The organism is Nocardioides sp. AX2bis (assembly GCF_902506435.1).
Taxonomy (GTDB): Bacteria; Actinomycetota; Actinomycetes; order Propionibacteriales; family Nocardioidaceae; genus Nocardioides.
The window spans coordinates 2,951,569-2,970,025 of the sequence record NZ_LR733215.1; the positions used below are offsets into that span (position 1 = coordinate 2,951,569).

Annotated in this window: 14 protein-coding genes; 4 read left to right on the top strand and 10 right to left on the bottom strand. The window is 74.3% G+C overall.

Going from position 1 to position 18,457, the window contains the following annotated elements; genetic code table 11:
- Nucleotide 1 precedes the first annotated feature (1 nt).
- From GV155_RS14170 to GV155_RS14180, 3 genes are read right to left on the bottom strand one after another with little or no spacing between them, the layout of a single operon-like run.
- Nucleotides 2-1,831 (bottom strand): ABC transporter ATP-binding protein, encoded by a 1,830-nt coding sequence (locus tag GV155_RS14170; RefSeq protein ID WP_160008944.1) that lies wholly within the window; start codon nucleotides 1,829-1,831, stop codon nucleotides 2-4.
- The gene (locus tag GV155_RS14175) at nucleotides 1,828-3,630 is read right to left on the bottom strand and encodes an ABC transporter ATP-binding protein (protein WP_160008946.1); all 1,803 of its coding nucleotides are present in this window, start codon (nucleotides 3,628-3,630) and stop codon (nucleotides 1,828-1,830) included. The genes GV155_RS14170 and GV155_RS14175 overlap by 4 nt, the downstream gene beginning before the upstream one ends.
- Nucleotides 3,631-3,684: 54 nt before the next feature.
- Nucleotides 3,685-8,583 carry an NAD-glutamate dehydrogenase gene (locus tag GV155_RS14180; RefSeq protein WP_160008948.1) on the bottom strand — a complete coding sequence of 1,633 codons (4,899 nt, stop codon included), beginning with the start codon at nucleotides 8,581-8,583 and terminating at the stop codon, nucleotides 3,685-3,687.
- 54 nt (nucleotides 8,584-8,637) lie between these two features.
- Here GV155_RS14180 and GV155_RS14185 point away from each other — a divergent pair, with 54 nt between their 5' ends.
- Nucleotides 8,638-9,123, top strand: a complete 486-nt coding sequence (locus tag GV155_RS14185) for a DUF2505 domain-containing protein (protein ID WP_160008950.1) — start codon at nucleotides 8,638-8,640, stop codon at nucleotides 9,121-9,123.
- Here GV155_RS14185 and GV155_RS14190 read toward each other — a convergent pair.
- The 4 genes from GV155_RS14190 to GV155_RS14205 are packed head-to-tail and all read right to left on the bottom strand — an operon-like array spanning nucleotide 9,108 to nucleotide 12,896.
- The gene (locus tag GV155_RS14190; RefSeq protein WP_160008952.1) at nucleotides 9,108-9,320 is read right to left on the bottom strand and encodes a hypothetical protein; all 213 of its coding nucleotides are present in this window, start codon (nucleotides 9,318-9,320) and stop codon (nucleotides 9,108-9,110) included. The genes GV155_RS14185 and GV155_RS14190 overlap by 16 nt on opposite strands.
- 53 nt (nucleotides 9,321-9,373) lie before the next feature.
- Entirely contained in the window at nucleotides 9,374-11,002 is a 1,629-nt protein-coding gene (gene pruA, locus GV155_RS14195; RefSeq protein WP_160008954.1) for an L-glutamate gamma-semialdehyde dehydrogenase, read from the bottom strand.
- 43 nt (nucleotides 11,003-11,045) lie between these two features.
- Nucleotides 11,046-11,399 carry a DUF6912 family protein gene (locus tag GV155_RS14200; RefSeq protein WP_160008956.1) on the bottom strand — a complete coding sequence of 118 codons (354 nt, stop codon included), beginning with the start codon at nucleotides 11,397-11,399 and terminating at the stop codon, nucleotides 11,046-11,048.
- Between the two features lie 3 nt (nucleotides 11,400-11,402).
- Nucleotides 11,403-12,896 (bottom strand): WS/DGAT/MGAT family O-acyltransferase, encoded by a 1,494-nt coding sequence (locus GV155_RS14205; RefSeq protein WP_160008958.1) that lies wholly within the window; start codon nucleotides 12,894-12,896, stop codon nucleotides 11,403-11,405.
- A gap of 132 nt (nucleotides 12,897-13,028) precedes the next feature.
- Between GV155_RS14205 and GV155_RS14210 the strand changes: the two genes are divergently transcribed.
- Both GV155_RS14210 and GV155_RS14215 read left to right on the top strand, forming a co-directional pair.
- Nucleotides 13,029-13,409 carry a hypothetical protein gene (locus GV155_RS14210; protein WP_160008960.1) on the top strand — a complete coding sequence of 127 codons (381 nt, stop codon included), beginning with the start codon at nucleotides 13,029-13,031 and terminating at the stop codon, nucleotides 13,407-13,409.
- A gap of 1 nt (nucleotide 13,410) precedes the next feature.
- Entirely contained in the window at nucleotides 13,411-14,754 is a 1,344-nt protein-coding gene (locus tag GV155_RS14215) for a hypothetical protein (protein WP_160008962.1), read from the top strand.
- A gap of 8 nt (nucleotides 14,755-14,762) precedes the next feature.
- Here GV155_RS14215 and GV155_RS14220 read toward each other — a convergent pair whose 3' ends face one another.
- Together GV155_RS14220 and GV155_RS14225 are read right to left on the bottom strand one after the other, a co-directional pair.
- On the bottom strand, nucleotides 14,763-16,079 hold the full coding sequence (locus GV155_RS14220; protein ID WP_160008964.1) for an AAA family ATPase: 1,317 nt from the start codon (nucleotides 16,077-16,079) through the stop codon (nucleotides 14,763-14,765).
- Complete coding sequence (locus GV155_RS14225) at nucleotides 16,076-16,741, bottom strand: flagellar biosynthesis protein FlgA (RefSeq protein ID WP_160008965.1); 666 nt, start codon at nucleotides 16,739-16,741, stop codon at nucleotides 16,076-16,078. Before GV155_RS14225 ends, GV155_RS14220 begins: the two co-directional genes overlap by 4 nt.
- 100 nt (nucleotides 16,742-16,841) lie before the next feature.
- Here GV155_RS14225 and GV155_RS14230 point away from each other — a divergent pair, with 100 nt between their 5' ends.
- Nucleotides 16,842-17,072: a helix-turn-helix domain-containing protein gene (locus GV155_RS14230; RefSeq protein ID WP_160008967.1), complete on the top strand. Its 231-nt coding sequence runs from the start codon at nucleotides 16,842-16,844 to the stop codon at nucleotides 17,070-17,072.
- Nucleotides 17,073-17,109: 37 nt separating this feature from the next.
- Here GV155_RS14230 and GV155_RS14235 read toward each other — a convergent pair whose 3' ends face one another.
- Nucleotides 17,110-18,423 carry a S1C family serine protease gene (locus tag GV155_RS14235; protein ID WP_160008969.1) on the bottom strand — a complete coding sequence of 438 codons (1,314 nt, stop codon included), beginning with the start codon at nucleotides 18,421-18,423 and terminating at the stop codon, nucleotides 17,110-17,112.
- Between the last annotated feature and the right edge of the window lie 34 nt (nucleotides 18,424-18,457).

Here is an 18,457-nt window from a genome sequence, read left to right on the forward strand (position 1 = left end):
CTCAGGCCAGGGACTCCTCCCACGCCGCGTGCAGGCCTGCGAAGCGCCCGCCCTCGGTGGCCACCAGCTCGGCCGGGGTGCCGTCCTCGACGACCCGACCGTGCTCCATCACGAGCACCCGGTCGGCGATCTCCACCGTGGAGAGACGGTGCGCGATGATCACCGCGGTCCGACCGGCGAGCACGGTGCGCAGCGCGTGCTGCACGAGCCGCTCCGACGGCACGTCCAGCGACGAGGTGGCCTCGTCCAGGATCAGCACGGCGGGGTCGGCCAGGAACGCCCGGGCGAAGGCGACGAGCTGGCGCTGGCCGGCGCTGAGACGACCACCGCGGTTGGCCACGTCGGTCTCGTACCCCTGGGGCAGGGCGGTGATGAAGTCGTGCGCGCCGAGCGCGGTGGTGGCGGCGACGACGTCCTCCATCGAGGCGTCCGGCCGGCCGAAGCGGATGTTGTCGGCGACGGTGCCGGAGAACAGGTAGTTCTCCTGCGTCACCATCACCACCGCGCGGCGCAGGTCGTCGGAGGTCAGGGTGCGCAGGTCCTGCCCGTCGAGGAGGACCGCGCCGCCGGTGGGGTCGTAGAAGCGGGTCGCGAGCTTGGCCAGGGTGGTCTTCCCGGCACCGGTGGTGCCGACCAGGGCCAGCGTCTGGCCCGCCGGCACGGTGAGGTCCAGGCCGGGCAGGACCGGCCGGTCGGCGACGTAGGCGAAGCGGACGTCCTCGAAGCGCAGCTCGCCCCGGGCCGCCCCCAGCGGGTGCGGGCGCTCGGGCTCGGGCACGTCCGGCTCCTCACGCAGCACCCCGGCCAGCTTGTCGAGGGCCGCCGAGGCCGACTGGAAGGTGTTGTAGAACTGCGAGATCTCCTGCATCGGCTCGAAGAACTGGCGCAGGTAGAGCAGGAAGGCGGCCAGCACGCCCACGGTGACCTCGCCCTGGAAGGCGAGGTACCCGCCGTACAGCAGGGTGATCCCGATCGTGAGGTTGCCGATCAGCTTGATGCCGGGCATGAACACCGCGACCAGCCGGAAGGCGTGCAGGCTGGCGCGGCGGTACTGGTCGTTGACGTCGTCGAAGATCTCCTGGTTGCGCGGCTCCCGGCGGAACGCCTGGACCGCCTTCACCCCGCCCATCGACTCCACGAAGTGCACGATGACCAGCGCGATCTTCTCGCGGGTACGGGTGTAGCTGCGCGCGGAGGCCTTGCGGAACCAGTTGGTCAGCAGGAACAGGAACGGCCCGCACAGCAGCGCCACCGCGCCGAGCTCGAGGTCGAGGAACAGCAGCAGCCCGGCCGTGCCGACCAGCGTGAAGGCGGCCGTGACCAGGCCGTCGAAGCCGGTCTCGAGCATCTCGTAGATCGCGTCGACGTCGGAGGTCTGCCGGGAGATGACCCGGCCGGAGGTGTAGGAGTCGTGGAAGGCGGGGCTGAGGGCCTGGAAGTGCCGGAACACCCGCCGCCGCAGCTCGTAGAGCATGTCCTGCCCGATCGTCCCGGACCGGACGAGGAACAGGTTGCGGGCCACGGCCTGCAGGATCGTGGAGGCCAGCACCAGCCCGACCACCTCGGCCAGCGGGACGAGGTTCCCGCTCTCCTGGATCGGCGGGATGCCGGAGTCGATGCCCACCTTGACCAGGTACGGGATCGCCAGCCGGCCGACGTTCTCGACGACGACGATCCCGATCAGCACCCACAGCGCCTTCTTGTACGGCGCCAGCAGCTCGCGCAGCAGGTCGCCGGCGCCGCCGGTGAAGCTGATCCCGCGACCGCGCTCGGCGGCCTCCTCGGCGTCGACCTCGGCCACGCCCCGCCAGTCGGCGGACGACCCGCTCATGCGCGGGCCCCGGCGTGCTCGGTGGGGTGGACCGGCTCGGCGTCGGCGGCCAGCAGCTCGCGGTAGGCCGGGACCGTCGCCAGCAGCTCGCGGTGGTCCCCGACATGGGTGATCCGGCCGTCCTGGAGCAGGGCGACCCGGTCGGCGAGGAGCACCGTCGAGGCGCGGTGCGCGACCACGAGACCGGTCGTCGAGGCCAGCACCCGCTGCAGCGCCTCCTCCACCAGCTGCTCGGTGTGCACGTCGAGCGCGGACAGCGTGTCGTCGAGGACGAGCACCGCCGGCCGGGCCAGCACGGCCCGGGCCAGGGCGAGCCGCTGGCGCTGCCCCCCGGACAGCGCCATGCCCTGCTCGCCGATCCGGGTGTCGAGGCCCCAGGGCAGGTCGTGCACGAAGCCGGCCTGGGCGATCTCGAGCGCGTCGGCGATGTCCGCCTCGGAGGCGTCGGCGCGGCCGAGGGTCAGGTTCTCCCGGGCGCTCATCGAGAACAGCGTGGGCTCCTCGAAGGCGGTCGCGACCAGGCTCCGCAGGTGGGTCAGCTCCAGGTCGCGGACGTCGACGCCGTCCAGGGTGACCCGCCCGCCGGTGACGTCGTAGAGGCGCGGGACGAGGGCGGTCAGCACGCTCTTGCCCGACCCGGTGGCGCCGACCAGCGCCACGGTCTCCCCCGGTGCGAGGTCGAGGTCGACCCCGCGCAGCACCGGCTCGTCGGGCGCGTCGGGGAACGCGAAGTCGACGTTCTCGAGGCGCAGGTGGCCGCGCGGCTCGGCGATCACCCGGTCCCCGCCGACGATGTCGGGACGGGTGTCGAAGATCTCCAGGATCCGGGCGGCCGCGGTCATCGCCTCCTGCGCCATGGCCAGGATGACGCCGAGCGAGGCGACCGGCCACACCAGCGAGAGGAGCAGCGTGATGAAGGCGACCAGCTCGCCCGGGGTCAGCTGTCCGTACCCGACGCCGATGGCGCCGAGGCCCAGGACGGCGACCACGGCGAGGTTCGGGATCCCCTCCAGGAAGGTCCAGAACTTCGCGGCCAGCCGGACCTTCTCCATGCTGGTGGCGCGCAGCCGGTCGGCCGAGGCCTCGTACTGCCGGGCGACGTGCTCGCTGCGGCCGAAGGACTTGATCACCCGGACCCCGACCGCGCCCTCCTCGGCCAGGGTGGCCAGGTCGCCCTGCTCGTCCTGCACGCGACGCGAGATCACGACGTAGGTCCGCTCGAAGCGCATCGAGAGCACCACGATCGGCACCGCCGCGGCGGCGACGACCAGGCCGAGGGGCCAGTACATGACCAGCAGCACGGCCGTGGTCGCCACCAGCTGCAGCACGTTGACGACCAGGAAGATCATCCCGAAGCCGCTGAACCGGCGCAGGGCGGCGAGGTCGGTGGTCGCGCGAGAGAGGAGCTGGCCCGACTGCCACTGGGTGTGGAAGGACATCGGCAGCTGCTGGAGGCGGTCGTAGAGGTCGCGGCGCATCGCGCTCTCGATGCTGAGCACGGCGCTGGACTGGATCCAGCGGCGCCAGAAGACCAGCGCGGCCTCGAGCACGCCGAGCCCGATCGCCAGCAGGCCCAGCGGCAGCAGCATGCCGATCTCGCCGTCGGTGACCGGGCCGTCGATGATCGCGCGCGTCACCAGCGGGATCGTGATGGCCAGGCCGACGCCCACCAGCGAGACGGTCAGCATCACCGCCAGCGTCGTGGCGTGCGGGCGCAGGTAGGAGCGGAGGCGCCACAGGGAGTGGACGCCGGCGGGCGGCTGGGTGGCGGGGACGACCCCCGCGGAACTGGTTGACATCGGCAACCCTGAGCCTAGGTGGGGCCACCGACACCGCGCGAATCCGTCGCCGCCTCAGGCCCGCAGGCTGCGCACCGTCCGCAGCGCCACCGACATCCGGGCCAGGTCGGCCTGGTCGTCGGAGCAGATCCGGCGCAGCGTGCCCGTGGCCCGCTCGACCGCGGTCGGGCGGTGCTCCTCCCAGGCCGCGATCCGGGCGGCCGCGCCCTCGCCGGCCGCGGTCTCCCGCAGCACGGAGAGGGTGAGCTCGTCGTGCACGGCGTGCAGGTCGTCGCGCAGCGCGGCCCGCGCCATCGTCTCCCACTCGTCGCGCCGCGGCAGGGCGAGGATCCGACCGACCAGCGCGGGCAGACCGAGCCGCTCGCCGAGGGTGAAGTGCACCCGGGCGACGTCCTCGGCCTCGAGCCCCTCGCTCTCGGCCGTGGCCACCACGCCGAGCAGCTGGTACGCCGGCCCGAGCACCGCGACCCGCTCCGCGAGGTCCTCGGCCACCCCGGCGTCGACGAGCTCCCCGCGGCGACGTTCGAACCCGGCCAGCTCCGCGCCGGTGAGCAGCTCGGGCAGCCGGGCCATCACCCGCGGCACCACGCCGGCGAAGGTCGCCGCCACCGCGGTGGTGTCCAGCGGCTCGTGGCGCCGGCTGACCAGCCACCGCGAGGCCCGCTCGACCAGGGTGCGCATCTCGACCCGCATCCGGGTCTGCACCGTCGCGTCCAGCCGGTTGTCGAGCGCGGCCACGTCGTCGCGCAGCGGCCGGGACCCGACGATCTCGCGCGCCACGAAGTTGGCGCGGACGAGGTCGGCGGCGCTGGCGCCGGTCTCGGCCTCCAGGCGCGGCCAGTAGGTCAGCCCGGCGACGTCGACGAGGTCGTTGACCACCCGGGTCACCACGATCTCGCGGCGCAGCGGGTGCGCGCGCACCGCCGCGGGGTGCTCGTCGCGGATCCTGGTCGGGAAGTACTCCACCAGGTCCTGCTCGAACCACGGGTCGTCCGGGACGTCGGAGGCGAGCAGCTCGTGGGCCAGCACGATCTTGGTCCAGGCCAGCAGTACGGCCAGCTCGGGCGTGGTCAGGCCCTCCCGCCGCTCGAGGCGGCGCCGGACCTCGCGCCGCGACGGCAGGCCCTCGATCTGCCGGTCCAGGGCGCCGGCGGCCTCCAGCCGCTTCATCCAGGTCTCGTGCACGTGGAGCAACGACGGCGCGTGGGCCGCGGCGTTGGCCAGGGCGAGGTTCTGCTCGGCGTTGTCGTGCAGCACCAGCGCGGCGACCTCGTCGGTCATCGAGGCCAGGGTGGCGTTGCGCTGCTTCTGGGTCAGGTCGCCGTCGGCGACCACGCGGTCCAGCAGGATCTTGAGGTTGACCTCGTGGTCGGAGGTGTCGACGCCGGCGGAGTTGTCGATGAAGTCGGTGTTGATCCGGCCGCCCTCGCCGCCCGCGCCGCGCAGGGCGTACTCGACCCGACCGGCCTGGGTGAGCCCGAGGTTCCCGCCCTCGCCGACGCAGCGGGCGCGCACCGCGCGACCGTCGACGCGGATCGCGTCGTTGGCCTTGTCGCCGACCTCGGCGTGGGTCTCGTCGGCGGCCTTGACGTAGGTGCCGATGCCGCCGTTCCAGAGCAGGTCGACCGGGGCGGCCAGGATCGCGCTGATCAGCGCGGCCGGGGTCAGCGAGGTGACCCCGTCACCCAGGCCCAGCGCGCGCCGGACCTGCGGGCTGACCGGCACCGACTTGCGGTCGCGGGACCAGACGCCACCGCCCTCGGAGATCAGCGAGGTGTCGTAGTCGGCCCAGCTGGACCGCGGCAGGTCGAAGAGCCGCCGCCGCTCGGCGAAGGAGGTCGCCGCGTCGGGGTCGGGGTCGAGGAAGACGTGGCGGTGGTCGAAGGCGGCCACCAGCCGGATGTGCTCGGAGCAGAGCATCCCGTTGCCGAAGACGTCGCCGGACATGTCGCCGATCCCGACGCAGGTGAAGTCCTCGCTCTGGCAGTCGATGCCCCGCTCGCGGAAGTGCCGCTGGACCGAGACCCAGGCACCGCGCGCGGTGATCCCCATGGCCTTGTGGTCGTAGCCGACCGACCCGCCGCTGGCGAAGGCGTCCCCGAGCCAGAACCCGCGGGCGACCGCGATCTCGTTGGCGAGGTCGGAGAAGGTCGCGGTGCCCTTGTCGGCGGCCACCACCAGGTAGGAGTCGTCCTCGTCGTGGCGCACCACGTCGCGCGGCGGGACGGTGGCGCCGTCCACGCGGTCGTCGGTGACGCTGAGCAGGCCGGTGATGAAGGTGCGGTAGCAGGCCTGCCCCTCGGCCAGCCAGGCCTCGCGGTCGGCCGGGTCCGGCAGCTGCTTGGCGAAGAACCCGCCCTTCGCACCCACCGGCACGATCACGGTGTTCTTGACCATCTGGGCCTTCACCAGGCCCAGCACCTCGGTGCGGAAGTCGTCGCGGCGGTCCGACCAGCGCAGGCCGCCCCGGGCCACCGGCCCGAAGCGCAGGTGCACGCCCTCGACCCGGGGGGAGTAGACGAAGATCTCGAACAGCGGGCGCGGGTCGGGCAGGTCGGGCAGTCCCGCCGGGCTCAGCTTGAGCACGACGTCGCCGGACGGGGTGCCGGAGGCGTCGGTCTGGAACCAGCTGGTGCGCAGCGTGGCCCGCACGTGGGCGAGGTAGGAGCGCAGGATGCGGTCCTGGTCGAGGCTCGCGACGTCCTCCAGCGCGGCCTCGATCCGGGACTCCAGGTCCTCGCAGCGCGCGGTGCGGCGGGGGTCGTCGGCCGCGCCGAGGGCGGGGTCGAAGCGCGCCTCGAACAGCGCGACCAGCAGCCGCGCCAGCCCGGGCTCGGCGAGCAGCGCCTCCTCGATGTAGTCGAGCGCGAAGGGCGCCTGCCCCTGGCGCATGTACTTCGCGTAGGCCCGCAGCACCGCCACCTGCCGCCACCCGAGCCCGGCGGCGAGGACCAGCGCGTTGAACCCGTCGGTCTCGCACACGCCGTCCCAGACAGCACGCACCGCGTCGGTGAACAGCAGGCGCGCGTCGTCGGGCAGCGCCTCGCGGTGGCGCAGGCCGAACTCGTAGACGTGCGAGGGGCGGTCGAGGCCGATCAGCGCGTACGGCCGCTCGTCGACGACCTCGACGCCCATCGAGGACAGCGTCGGCAGCACGTGGGACAGCGACAGCGGCTCGCCCACGCGGAACACCTTGAGCCGGGCCTCCCCCGGGCCGGCGTCCAGCGGCTCGTGCAGGACCAGGTCGCGCCCGCCGTCGCCGGAGCCGTCACCCGCGACGGCCTCGAGCCGGCCGAGGTCGAGCGAGGCGGTCCGCGGCGAGAAGTCCTCCTTGTACGCCTCCGGCCACGCGTCGGCGTACCGACGACCGAGCCGCGAGCCGGCGTCCTCGCCGTACTCGGTCAGCACGGCGGCGACGAAGTCGTCGCGCCAGGACCGCGACGCCTCGCCCAGGCGCCGCTCCAGCTCGACGGTCTCGATCTCGGGGATCGTCGCGCCCGCCGGCATGTGCGCCACGAAGTGCACCCGCGCGGTGGTCGACTCGTTGATCCGCACCGTGAACTCCACCGAGTCGGCACCCAGGTGCTGCTGGAGGATCTCGGCGAACCGCTGCCGCACCGCGGTGTTGTAGCGGTCGCGCGGGAGGTAGACCAGCACGGAGACGTAGCGCCCGTAGGTGTCACGGCGCACGAACAGCCGCAGCGCCCGCCGCTCCCGGGCGTGCATCGCGGCCTCGACCAACGGGGCGAGCTCGTCGACGTCGGTGTGGAAGAGCTCGTCGCGCGGGTACGTCTCGAGGGTGTCCATCAGGGCCTTGCCGGCGTGGCTGCGCCGGTCGAAGCCGCTGCGTGCGAGCACCGCGGCCGCCTTCTCCCGCACCAACGGGATCCGCAGCAGCGACTCGGTGTAGGCCGCGCTCGAGAACAGCCCGATGAAGCGCCGCTCCCCGGTGACCTCGCCGGCGGCGTCGAAGGTCTTGACGCCGACGTAGTCGAGGTAGGCCGGGCGGTGCACGGTGGCCCGGGAGTTGGCCTTGGCCAGGACCAGCAGGGTCCGCTCGCGGGCGCGCTCGCGCACCGCCCCGGGCAGCCGGCCCGTCGCCCGGGTCACGTCGGGGTCGTCGCGCAGCACCCCGAGCCCGGTGCCCGGACGGGCGCGGAGCACGTCCTCCTCCACGCCGTCGATCTCGGCGGTGTCGAGGTCGTACTCCCGGTAGCCCAGGAAGGTGAAGTGCTCGTCGCCCAGCCAGGCCAGCAGCTCGCGGGCCGAGCGGACGTCCTCGGCCGGGAGCCCGGCGGGCGGGTCCTGGTCGAGCTCGTCGACGATGGCCCGGATCCGGGCGTTCATCTTGTCCCAGTCCTCGACCGACTCGCGCACGTCGCGCAGCACCCGCTGCACGTGCTCGGCGATCTCGGCCGGGTCGTCGTCGTCGCGCAGCCGGTCGATCTCGACGTGCATCCACGACTCGCGCACCGCCCCGGGCGCGGCCCCGACGGAGCCGTCCTCGACGGGGGCGAGCTCCTGCAGCGCACCGGTGACGTCGCGCACCGCGTCGTAGACCGGGTGCACCACGAGGTGCACCTCGCGCAGCTGCCGGGACAGCTCCATCGTCAGCGAGTCGACCAGGAAGGGCATGTCGTCGACGACGACCTCGACCACCGAGTGGCCCGCCGCCGACCAGCCCTGGTCGCCCGGGGTCGGGGTCGACACCCGGACCTCGGCGGTGCCCTGCGGCCGCTGCAGCGCGGCGCGGTGGTGGGAGGCGAAGGCGCCGTAGAGGTCGGCGTCACCGCGGTCGACGAGGTCCTCGGCGGTGACGTGGCGGTAGTAGGCCCGCAGCAGCGCGTCCAGCCGCTCGCGCGGCGGCCCCCCGCTGCCCTTGCCGTGCCTCGCCAGCCCGACCGCCTGGTCGAGGAGCTGTTCCTTGTCGGGCTCGTGCGTCGCCGTTGACACGCCACGAACCCTAAGGCATGCCCCGACCCTGACGGCTGGTCCATGATGTGCGCCATGACGAAGCGGATCACCCACGACCTGACCTACGACGCGCCCCTGGAGGCCGTCGCCGCGATGCTCGGCGACAAGGCCTTCCGGGAGGAGGTCTGCGAGGCCCAGCACGTGCTCTCGCACGACGTCACGGTCACCTCGCCCGGCAGCGGGCCCAAGGTCGTCACCATCGACCAGAAGCAGAGCGCCGCGAGCCTGCCGTCGTTCGCGAAGAAGATCGTGGGCGACTCGATCCACATCGTGCAGGAGGAGGACTGGACCAGCTCCTCCGAGGCCGCCGTCACCGTGGTCATCCCCGGCAAGCCGGGCGAGATGAAGGGCACCGCGCGGCTGAGCGAGTCCGGCGGCGTGACCACCGAGACCGTCACGCTGGACATCAAGGTCTCGATCCCGCTGGTGGGCGGCAAGGTCGAGGGCCTCGTCGCCGACATGCTGCTCAGGGCGTTGAAGACCGAGAACCGCGTCGGGCGGGACTACCTGTCCCGCTGACCGTCCCGCTGGGCCGGCCGGGCCTGCTCGGGCGGCACGCCCTCGCGGACGCCCTCGGGGGCGTCGTCCGCGGCGTCCTGGCGTCGTCGCACGACGATCACGACCCCGAGCAGCAGGAACGGCCCGAAGGCGAGCAGGAGCGTGAGCGCCTGCTCGACCGGGTGGAGGCTGCCGAGGTGCAGCGGGAGGACCGTCATGGTGCTCCCATCATGCCCCGGCGCCCCCGCCCGTCGGACGACCAGGTCGTGGGTCAGCCCATGTGCGGGTAGCGGTGGTCGGTCGGCGCCACGAAGGTCTCCTTGATCGACCGCGGCGAGGTCCAGCGCATCAGGTTCGACGGGGCGCCGGCCTTGTCGTTGGTGCCCGAGGCGCGGGCGCCGCCGAACGGCTGCTGGCCGACCACGGCGCCGGTCGGCTTGTCGTTGACGTAGAAGTTGCCGGCCGTGAACCGCAGCTCGCGCTGCACCCACTCGATCGCGCGCCGGTCGCGGGCGATCACGGCGCCGGTCAGGGCGTACGGGGCGCTGGACTCCATGCCCCGCACGACCCGCTCGAAGTCGGCGTCCTCGTAGACGTGCACGGCCAGGATCGGCCCGAAGTACTCGGTCGTGAACATCTCGTCGGTCGGGTCCGAGCCCTCGACGAGGGTGGGCCGCACGAAGTACCCGGTCGAGTCGTCGGTCGTCCCACCGGCGACCACGTCGAGGCCGTCGGTGGCGTGGGCACGCTCGAGCGCGGTGCGGTGCTTGGCGAAGGCCCGCTCGTCGATGACGGCGCCCATGAAGTGCGACAGGTCGGTCACGTCGCCCACGGACAGCGCCTCGGTGTCGGCGACCAGCCGGTCCTTGACCTGCGCCCAGACCGAGCGGGGGACGTAGGCCCGGGAGGCCGCCGAGCACTTCTGGCCCTGGAACTCGAAGGCGCCGCGCAGCATCGCGACCCGCAGCACGTCGGGGTCGGCGGAGGGGTGCGCGACGATGAAGTCCTTGCCGCCGGTCTCGCCGACGATGCGCGGGTACGACCGGTAGCCGGCGATGTTCGCCCCGACCTGCTGCCACAGGTGCTGGAAGGTCGGGGTGGAGCCGGTGAAGTGGATCCCGGCCAGGTCCCGGTGCGCCAGCGCGACCTCGGAGACGTCGAGACCGTCACCGGGCAGCATGTTGATGACGCCGGGCGGCATCCCGGCCTCCTCGAGCAGCTGCATGGTCAGCGACGCCGCCAGCTGCTGGGTGGGTGAGGGCTTCCACAGCACGGTGTTGCCCATCAGCGCCGGGGCCGTGGGCAGGTTGCCGGCGATCGCGGTGAAGTTGAACGGCGTGATCGCGTAGACGAAGCCCTCGAGGGGGCGGTGGTCGCTGCGGTTCCAGACGCCGGGGCTGTTCGCGATCGGCTGGTCGGCGACGATCTGGCGCGCGAAGTGGACGTTGAAGCGCCAGAAGTCGATCAGCTCGCAGGCGGCGTCGATCTCGGCCTGGAAGGCGGTCTTGGACTGTCCGAGCATGGTCGCGGCGTTGATCCGCTGGCGCCAGGGCCCGGCGAGCAGGTCGGCGGCCTTCAGGATCACCGCGCAGCGGGCGTCCAGCGACATCGCCCGCCACTCCGGGGCGGCGTCGGCGGCCGCGGCCACGGCGGCCTCGGCGTCGGCGGTGCTCGCGCTGCGGATGGTGCCGAGCAGGTGCTGGTGGTCGTGCGGCTGCACGACGCGGATCTCGCGGCCGCCACCTGTCCGCCGCTCGCCGCCGACGACGGCCGACAGGTCGTGCTCGGTGCCCTCCAGCTCGACCAGGGCGGCCTCGAGCCCGGCGCGCTCGGGCGAGCCCGGTGCGTAGGTCAGGTTGGGCTCGTTGACGGGGGCCGGCGGGTGGGTCGTCGCGTCCATGGTCGCGATGCTGTCACCCGGGCCGACCGCTTGTCGAAGCGGCTCAGAGCTCGCCGCGCAGCAGGAAGGGGACCTCCTGGGTGGCGAACCAACCGAGGTCGTCGTCGACGTCGGCGTGCGCGCGGGTGTCGACGTGGACCGCCTGCACCCGCCGCATCGGCACCGCGCCGTCGGGGTCCTCACCCTCGCCGAGCTCGGCCACCAGCACGGTGCGCCGCCCGCCGGCCTCGCCCCGCGCCTCGAGCAGCGCGGCGGAGGCGTCCGCGGCCTCGATCAGCGCGGCGTACTCCTGCTCCTCGTCCTCGGGCGCGGTCAGCCGCCCCTCGCCGGGCGGCACCTCGCCGGCGGCGTGCGCCGCCGCGAGGTCGGCCAGGGTGCTGGGGATCCAGACGCGCACGCTTCAGTCCTCCTGCTCGGTCGTGCCGGTCGGGCTGGTCGTGCCGGGCGTCCGGGCCCTCCGCCCGCGCGCCGCGCGTGGCCGTGCGTCGCCCGAGGCGTCGACGAGCTCCTGGAGGGCCTCCAGGACGCAGCTGCCGAGCACGTCCGCGTCGGGGATCGCGTCCCGGTCGGCGGTGATGCCGTAGGTGACGCCGCCGTCGTAGGACGTGACGGCGATGGCCAGGCGCTGCTCGGGCAGCAGCGGCGGGACGGGGTAGGAGGCCACCAGGCGGGCGCCCGCGGCGTACACCGGGCTCTGCGGGCCCGGAGCGTTGGTGACGCACAGCGCGAAGCCGCGGCGCACCTCCTGGGCCGCCACCCGTGCGCCGACGGCGTGGAAGGTGGTGGGCGCGAAGCCGGCGATCCCGGCCAGGCGGTCCGCGGCCACGCTCTTGCCGGTGGCGTGGTGGGCGGCGAACGAGTACGACACCTGGTGCAGCCGGACCACCGGGCTGACCTCGCCCACCGGGAGGTCGACCTCGTGCACCGAGATCTGGCTGCCCAGCGAGGTCGCCTCGAGGTCCTCGTCGATCACCGAGACCGGGACGACGGCCCGGACGTGGCGGGTCGTGGGCAGCGCCTCGCCGCGCGTCATCAGCCAGGCCCGCAGGCCGCCGGCGATCGCGGCCAGGATGACGTCGTTGACGGTGCCGCCGTGGGCGTCGCGGACGAGGCGGTAGTCGGAGAGCCGGGTGTCGAGGGTGACCACGCGGCGCTGCTGCGACAGCGGCCCCTCGAGCACGGTCGGTCGGACGGGACGGCGACCCGTCAGCGCGCCGACGACCCCCCGGGCGCGCCGGCCGGCGCTCTCGGCGGTCAGGGCGACCCGGCCCGAGGTGCTGCTCACCGTGCCGATCAGCGTCTGCGGGTCGGTGACGGTGTCGCGCAGGGCCTCGGTCAGCAGCCCCACCGGGCTGCGACGACGGGGACGCCACGGGTCGACGTCGTCGGCCCCGCCGGCCGGGTCGGAACCGGTGGAGCCGGGCAGGCCGTCGAGCAGGACCTGACCGAGGTCGACGGTGTCGATGCCGTCGACGAGGGCCTGGTGGCACTTCAGCAGGACGGCGACCTGACCGCCCTCGAGGCCCTCCACGAAGTAGATCTCCCACAGCGGGCGGGAGCGGTCGAGCGGTCGGGAGACGATCCGGGCGACCAGCTCGCGCAGCTGGTCGCGGCTGCCGGGGCGCGGCAGGGCGGAGCGGCGCACGTGGTAGCCGAGGTCGAAGCCGACGTCGTCGACCCAGACCGGGTTCGCCAGGCCGCCGGGCACGCCCTGGACCCGCTGCCGGAACCGCGGGACGAAGGCGATCCGGTCACGCACCAGGGCCACGAACCGGTCGTGGTCGAAGCCGGAGGAGCCCGGGTCGAGGATGTCGACGGTCGTGGTGTGCCGCGGGGTCGCCAGGTCCTCCCCCATCAGGAACGCCAGGTCCCGTGCTCGCAGCCGTTCGCTCACCCTCGCCCACCCATGCTGTGCCCGCCCCCGTCGTCCGTGCCTGGTCCGCCCCTCGCCGTCCGGCTTGGCGCTCATGGGATTCTGGCAGAGGCGCCGCGGTGACGCGGGCCCCCCGACCCGAGAGGACGATCGATGCGGCGCCTGCCGGCACCCCTGCCGCCCCTCGCCCTGGCACTGGCGCTCCCGCTGGTCCTGGCGCTGCTGGGCACCACCGGTTGCAGCCGCGGCCCCGGCGCCGCGGCCGCGGACGACGGCGTCGTGGTCGAGGTGATGATCGAGGACGGCCGGGCCCGGCCGGCCGGGGACCGGGTCGAGGTCCCGACCGGCGGGACGGTCGAGCTGGTCGTGATGGCCGACTCGGCCGGCCTGATCCATGTTCAGGGCGGGCAGGGCGACGAGATCGAGTACCAGCCGGGGACCACCACCTTCGCCCTCGAGATGACCGATCCGGGCACGGTCGACGTCGAGCTGCACGACCCCGACCAGCTGCTGGTGCAGCTGGAGGTGCGCTGAGGTGCTGTCGCTGACCGACGCCGTCCCCGTGGCCCACGGGCTCGGCGGCCAGAAGGACCTGCCCATCTCGCTGTCCCTGGCCGTCACCGGCTCCGTGGCCGCCCTGGTCGTCTCGTTCACCGTGCTCGCGGTGGCCTGGCGCAGCCCCCGGTACGCCGGGCGGCCGGCGCTCGCGGTCCCGGCGCTCGGCCGGGTGGTGCTGTCCGGGCCGTTCCAGGCCGTCCTGAAGGTGCTGGGCCTGCTGTTCCTGGTCTACCTGGTCATGGCCGCCACCCTCGGCCAGGACCTGCTGACGAATCCCGTGTTCGGCATCTTCCTGGTCTGGTGGTGGGTGGGGATCGTGCCGGCCTCCCTCCTGCTCGGGCCGGCCTTCAAGGCGATCAGCCCGCACCGCACCCTGGTCGAGCTGCTCGCCCGGGTCACCGGCGGCGACCCGGAGGACGGGATCGCGGACTACCCCGAGCGGCTCGGCTACTGGCCCGCGGCGCTGGGACTGCTGGCCTTCGTCTGGTTCGAGCTGATCTACCCCTTCAACACCGAGCTCGGCCCGGTCCGGCTGTGGCTGGCGGCCTACCTCGGCGTGATGCTCGTCGGTGGCGCCGTCTTCGGCACGAGGTTCTTCGAGCGCGCCGACCCCTTCGAGGTCTACTCCTCGCTGCTGGCCAAGCTGTCCCCGTGGGCGGTCGAGCCGGGTCCCGAGGGACGTCGTGGCCTGCTGCTGCGCACCCCGCTGGCCAACCTCGACACGACCGTGGCCAGACCCGGCCTGGTCGCGGTGGTCGCGGTGCTGCTGGGCAGCACGGCGTACGACTCCTTCCGCGAGGCGGCGTTCTGGGTGCGCTGGGTGCAGACCAGCGACTACTCCCCCACGCTGGTGGCGAACCTGGCCATGCTCGGCACGATCCTGCTGGTCGCGGGGCTCTTCACCGCGGCGTGCGTGCTGACACCGGTCCAGGACGGCACGGCCCGCCGTGACCTGCCGGCCGCCTTCGCCCACGCGGTGGTGCCGATCATCGCGGGCTACATGGTCGCCCACTACACGACCTACTGGTTCGAGCGCGGCCAGGTCACGCTGGCACAGGCCAGCGACCCGTTGTCGAACGGCTCCGACTGGTTCGGCACCGCCGGGCTGGGCGTGAACTACTGGCTCTCCGAGCACCCCGGCTTCCTGGCGACGCTGAAGGTGGTCGCGGTCGTGGTGGGCCACGTGGTCGGGGTGGTGGCCTCGCACGAGCGGGCCGTCGGCCTGCTCCCGCGGCGCCACCAGCTGACCGGCCAGCTCGCGCTGCTGGTGGTGATGGTGGTCTTCACCGCCGGCGGCCTGTCGTTGCTGTTCGCCGGCTGACCGGCAGGTCAGCGGCTACGTCGGCCCCGACGCGCACCGCGCCGTGACGCCCGCCGGTCGCCGTGCTGGCCGACGTGCTGGGCGCCGTGCTGGGCGCCGTGCTGGGTGAGGCTGCCGGGCTCGACGGCGTCGACCACGGCGGCGAGCGCCCGCAGCAGCGCGGAGTCCCCGCCCTCGACCAGGGTGCGGCCGGCCACCAGGGCGCGGTCGACGGCGGCGAGGTCGTGCGGCAGGAAGTGCAGGCTGGTGATCCTCCCGAAGTCGGCCACCATCGCCGCGACCTCGTTCTCGGACCAGCCGAGGCCGGGGCGCATCCGGTTGACGAGCACGCGGACGCCGACCGGGCCCACCGTCTCGCGCAGCTCGACGAGCGCCCGGGCCAGCCGGGCCAGGCCGACGGGGTCGGCCGCCCCCACGACGAGCACCTCGTCGGCCGCGCCGAGCGCCTCGGTGGTGGCCTGGTTGCGGCCGCCGCGGCCGCTGAGGTCGGGACCGGGGTCGCCCTCGATCGGCGCCGCGGTGTCGACGACGACGTCCCCGTGCCGGCGGGCGGCGCGCAGGAGCGTCTCCACCACCCCGGCGCGGACCTCGCGCCAGCGGTCGGGGCGCGGCAGTCCGGTCACCACGGCCAGCCGAGCATCCAGCGCCCGCTGGACCGAGACGACCTCGTCCTCCAGGTGGCCGGTCCCGGCGAGACGGGCGGCCGCGAGCAGGCCGGAGACCTCGTCCAGCACCCCGAGCTGCTGGGCCTGGCTGGCGGCGTGGGTGTCGGCGTCGACGAGCAGCACCCGACGCCCGCGGCGGGCCAGCTCGGCGGCCACCCCGGCGGCGACCGTGCTGCGCCCCGGGGCCCCGGGCGGGCCCCACACCGCCAGGACCCGACCAGGACGACCCGGCGGCACGTCGGGCGCACCCGGCGGCACGGCGTCCGGGTCGTGCGGCGCGGTGCGCGCGGTCGGCGGCCCGTCGTCGTCGTGGGCGGCCCCGAGCACGGCTTCCGGGAGGCCCGCGACGTCGCTCGCGCCGACCACGGTGCGGATGCCCAGGCGGCCCGCCCGGAGCCGGGCGGCCTCGTCCGGACCGTCGGGGACCACGGCGACCGGGCGTACGTCGTGGTGCAGCAGGTGGTCGACGGCCGGCCCGTCGAGCCCGGGTGCGTCGAGGCCGACGACGGCCACGTCGGCCTGCCCGACGGTGGCCGTGGCCAGGAGGTCGTCGACGTCGACGCACCGCTTCAGCACCACGATCCCGGGGTCGTCGCCGAGCACGCGCAGCGCCGGCGACTCCCAGGCCGCACCGGCGGCCACGACGAGGACGACGATCACGACTGCCGGGCCACGCTCAGCACCGGCTCGCTGCTCCCGGCGAGGAGGGCGAAGAACGAGGGGGCCTCCTCCGCGGGCACCGCGAGCTCCAGCTTGCGCTGCCCGGCCGTGGCGAAGTCCTGCTCGGCCGAGGACGCCACCACCGTCACGTCCTCCAGCACGCGGTCCCCGAGCCGGGGGCCGTCGTCGGTCGCCGCCCCACCGCTGAGCAGGTAGACGTCGACCACCGAGCCGGCCCCGACGCTGGAGGGCACCCGCACGTCGTCGACCGCGACCGCGATCTGCACCGTGCCGGCCGCCGTGGGGTCGCCGAGGGCCGAGCGCGGCACCAGTTCCCCGGCGCCGAGGCCGCGGGTCAGCGTCAGGTCGGCCGGGAGCTCCTCGGTGACCTCGACGTAGCGGTCGAGCCCGTCGGCACGGCCGAGGAGCACCGGTGTCGCGACCAGGTCGTCGGCCCCGATCTCGTCCCCCGCCCCGAGGTCGGCGACCACGGCCCAGACCTCGACGGTGTCGTCGGCCGCGCCCAGCACCCGCGCGCCCAGGACGCCGGAGGCCGCCACCAGCAGCACGCCCGCCCACAACCGGGGGTCGCGCCACCCGGACGCGGGCGATCGCTGGGCAGGCTGGGGAGCCGCGGGAGACGGGTCTGCATCGTGGACCACCGACCCATCATGCTGGAGACCGGCGCCGTCGGCACCTGTCCCGTCCACAGGTCGGTGCGGGGGGCCGCGCCGCGACCGGCCGGGGTGCCACCATGGGTGCATGGCCGCCACGCCCCGCTTCCTGACCCTGGCCGACGTCGCCGAGATCCTGAACACCTCGAGTGCGCAGGTCTACGCCCTCGTCCGCCGGGGCGACCTCCCCGCCATCAAGATCGGCGGACGGGGCCAGTGGCGGGTCGAGGCGGACCGGCTCGAGGGCTACATCGCGCAGATGTACCGCGACGCCGAGCAGTTCGTCGCCCAGCACCCGTTCGAGGAGTCCGAGCGCTAGTCCGGACGGCCCGGACGGCCCGGACGGCCCGGACGGCTCAGCCGGTCTGCCCCGCGAGCACGACCTCGACCTGCTGCTCCTCGCCGTCGCGCCGCACGGTCAGCTCGACGGTCTCGCCGGGCTGCCGCGTGCGCAGGGCCACGATCAACGCGACGCCGTCGGTGACGAGGTCGCCGTCGAGGCCGACCACGAGGTCGCCGTCCTGGAGACCGGCCGCCTCCGCCGGGCTGTCGGGCAGCACGGTGGTGACCTCGGCCCCGCTCGTCGTGTCGTCCCCGGTCTGCACCTCGGCGCCGATCACGGGGTACTGCGCCTCGCCGTCGCGCAGGATCTGGTCGGCGGTGACCCGCACCTGCTCGACCGGGATCGCGAAGCCGACCCCGATGTTGCCGGACCCCCCGCCCAGGCCGCTGCCGGCGGTGGCGATCGCGGAGTTGACCCCGACCACCTGCCCGCGCAGGTTGACCAGCGGGCCGCCGGAGTTGCCGGGGTTGATGGCCGCGTCGGTCTGCACCGCGTCGATGAACGACGAGTCGTCCTCCGGGTCGCCGCCCTGCGAGGTCGTGACCGGGCGGCTGAGCGCGCTGACGATCCCGGAGGTGACGGTCGAGCTGAGGCCCAACGGGGAGCCGATCGCCACCACGGTCTCCCCGACCCGCAGCGCCCGCGACCGACCGAGCGCGGCCGGGTCGCGGCCCTCGATGCCGGGCACCTTCAGGACGGCGAGGTCGTAGACCGGGCTCCGCCCGACCACCTCGGCGTCGAAGCGGCGTCCCTCCTCGTCGACGACCTCGATCAGGCCGTCGTTCTCGTCGGCGTCGGCCACCACGTGGTTGTTGGTGACGACGTGGCCCTGTCGGTCGAGCAGGAAGCCGGACCCCGTCGCGCCGCCGGCCTGGCCGCCGAGGGCGGCCGCGATCTGCACGGTGCGCGGCAGCATCTCCTGCGCCACCGCCGCGACCGAGCGGTCGTCCGCGGCCAGCGGCGGCAGGGACGTCGTGTCGACGCCGGCCAGCCCGTCGGGGTCGCCACCCGCGGCGGTGGTCCGGTCGTCCTCCCACTGCTGCCAGATCACGCCACCGGCGAGGCCGCCGACCAGGCCGACCACCAGGGCCAGCGCCACGACGGCCGGCCACACCCAGCCGCTGACCCGGCCGGCCCGCCGGTCCGAGGAGGGCCCGGCCACCGGCGCGAGCGGCACCGGCCCCCAGGAGGGCTGCGGCGCCACCGGCGGCGTCTGCGGCAGCTGCGGCCCCGGCACGGCCGCGGCGGCGTACGGCGGGGGCGGCTGGCCCGCGGGCGGCACCCAGGAGTCGGGGGCCGGCTCGGGCGCACGGGGCTCGTCGGTCACCGCCCCATCATCCCCCGTCCCCCCAGCGGTGCCT

What these genes read in the sequence shown, in the direction of transcription:
- pruA (WP_160008954.1), bottom strand. Translation starts at nt 11,002, where the DNA reads ATGGACGCGACGACCCACCCGCCGGCCCCCGTCAACGAGCCCAACCTG.
- GV155_RS14170 (WP_160008944.1), bottom strand. Translation starts at nt 1,831, where the DNA reads ATGAGCGGGTCGTCCGCCGACTGGCGGGGCGTGGCCGAGGTCGACGCC.
- GV155_RS14190 (WP_160008952.1), bottom strand. Translation starts at nt 9,320, where the DNA reads ATGACGGTCCTCCCGCTGCACCTCGGCAGCCTCCACCCGGTCGAGCAG.
- GV155_RS14230 (WP_160008967.1), top strand. Translation starts at nt 16,842, where the DNA reads ATGGCCGCCACGCCCCGCTTCCTGACCCTGGCCGACGTCGCCGAGATC.
- GV155_RS14175 (WP_160008946.1), bottom strand. Translation starts at nt 3,630, where the DNA reads ATGTCAACCAGTTCCGCGGGGGTCGTCCCCGCCACCCAGCCGCCCGCC.
- GV155_RS14185 (WP_160008950.1), top strand. Translation starts at nt 8,638, where the DNA reads ATGACGAAGCGGATCACCCACGACCTGACCTACGACGCGCCCCTGGAG.
- GV155_RS14210 (WP_160008960.1), top strand. Translation starts at nt 13,029, where the DNA reads ATGCGGCGCCTGCCGGCACCCCTGCCGCCCCTCGCCCTGGCACTGGCG.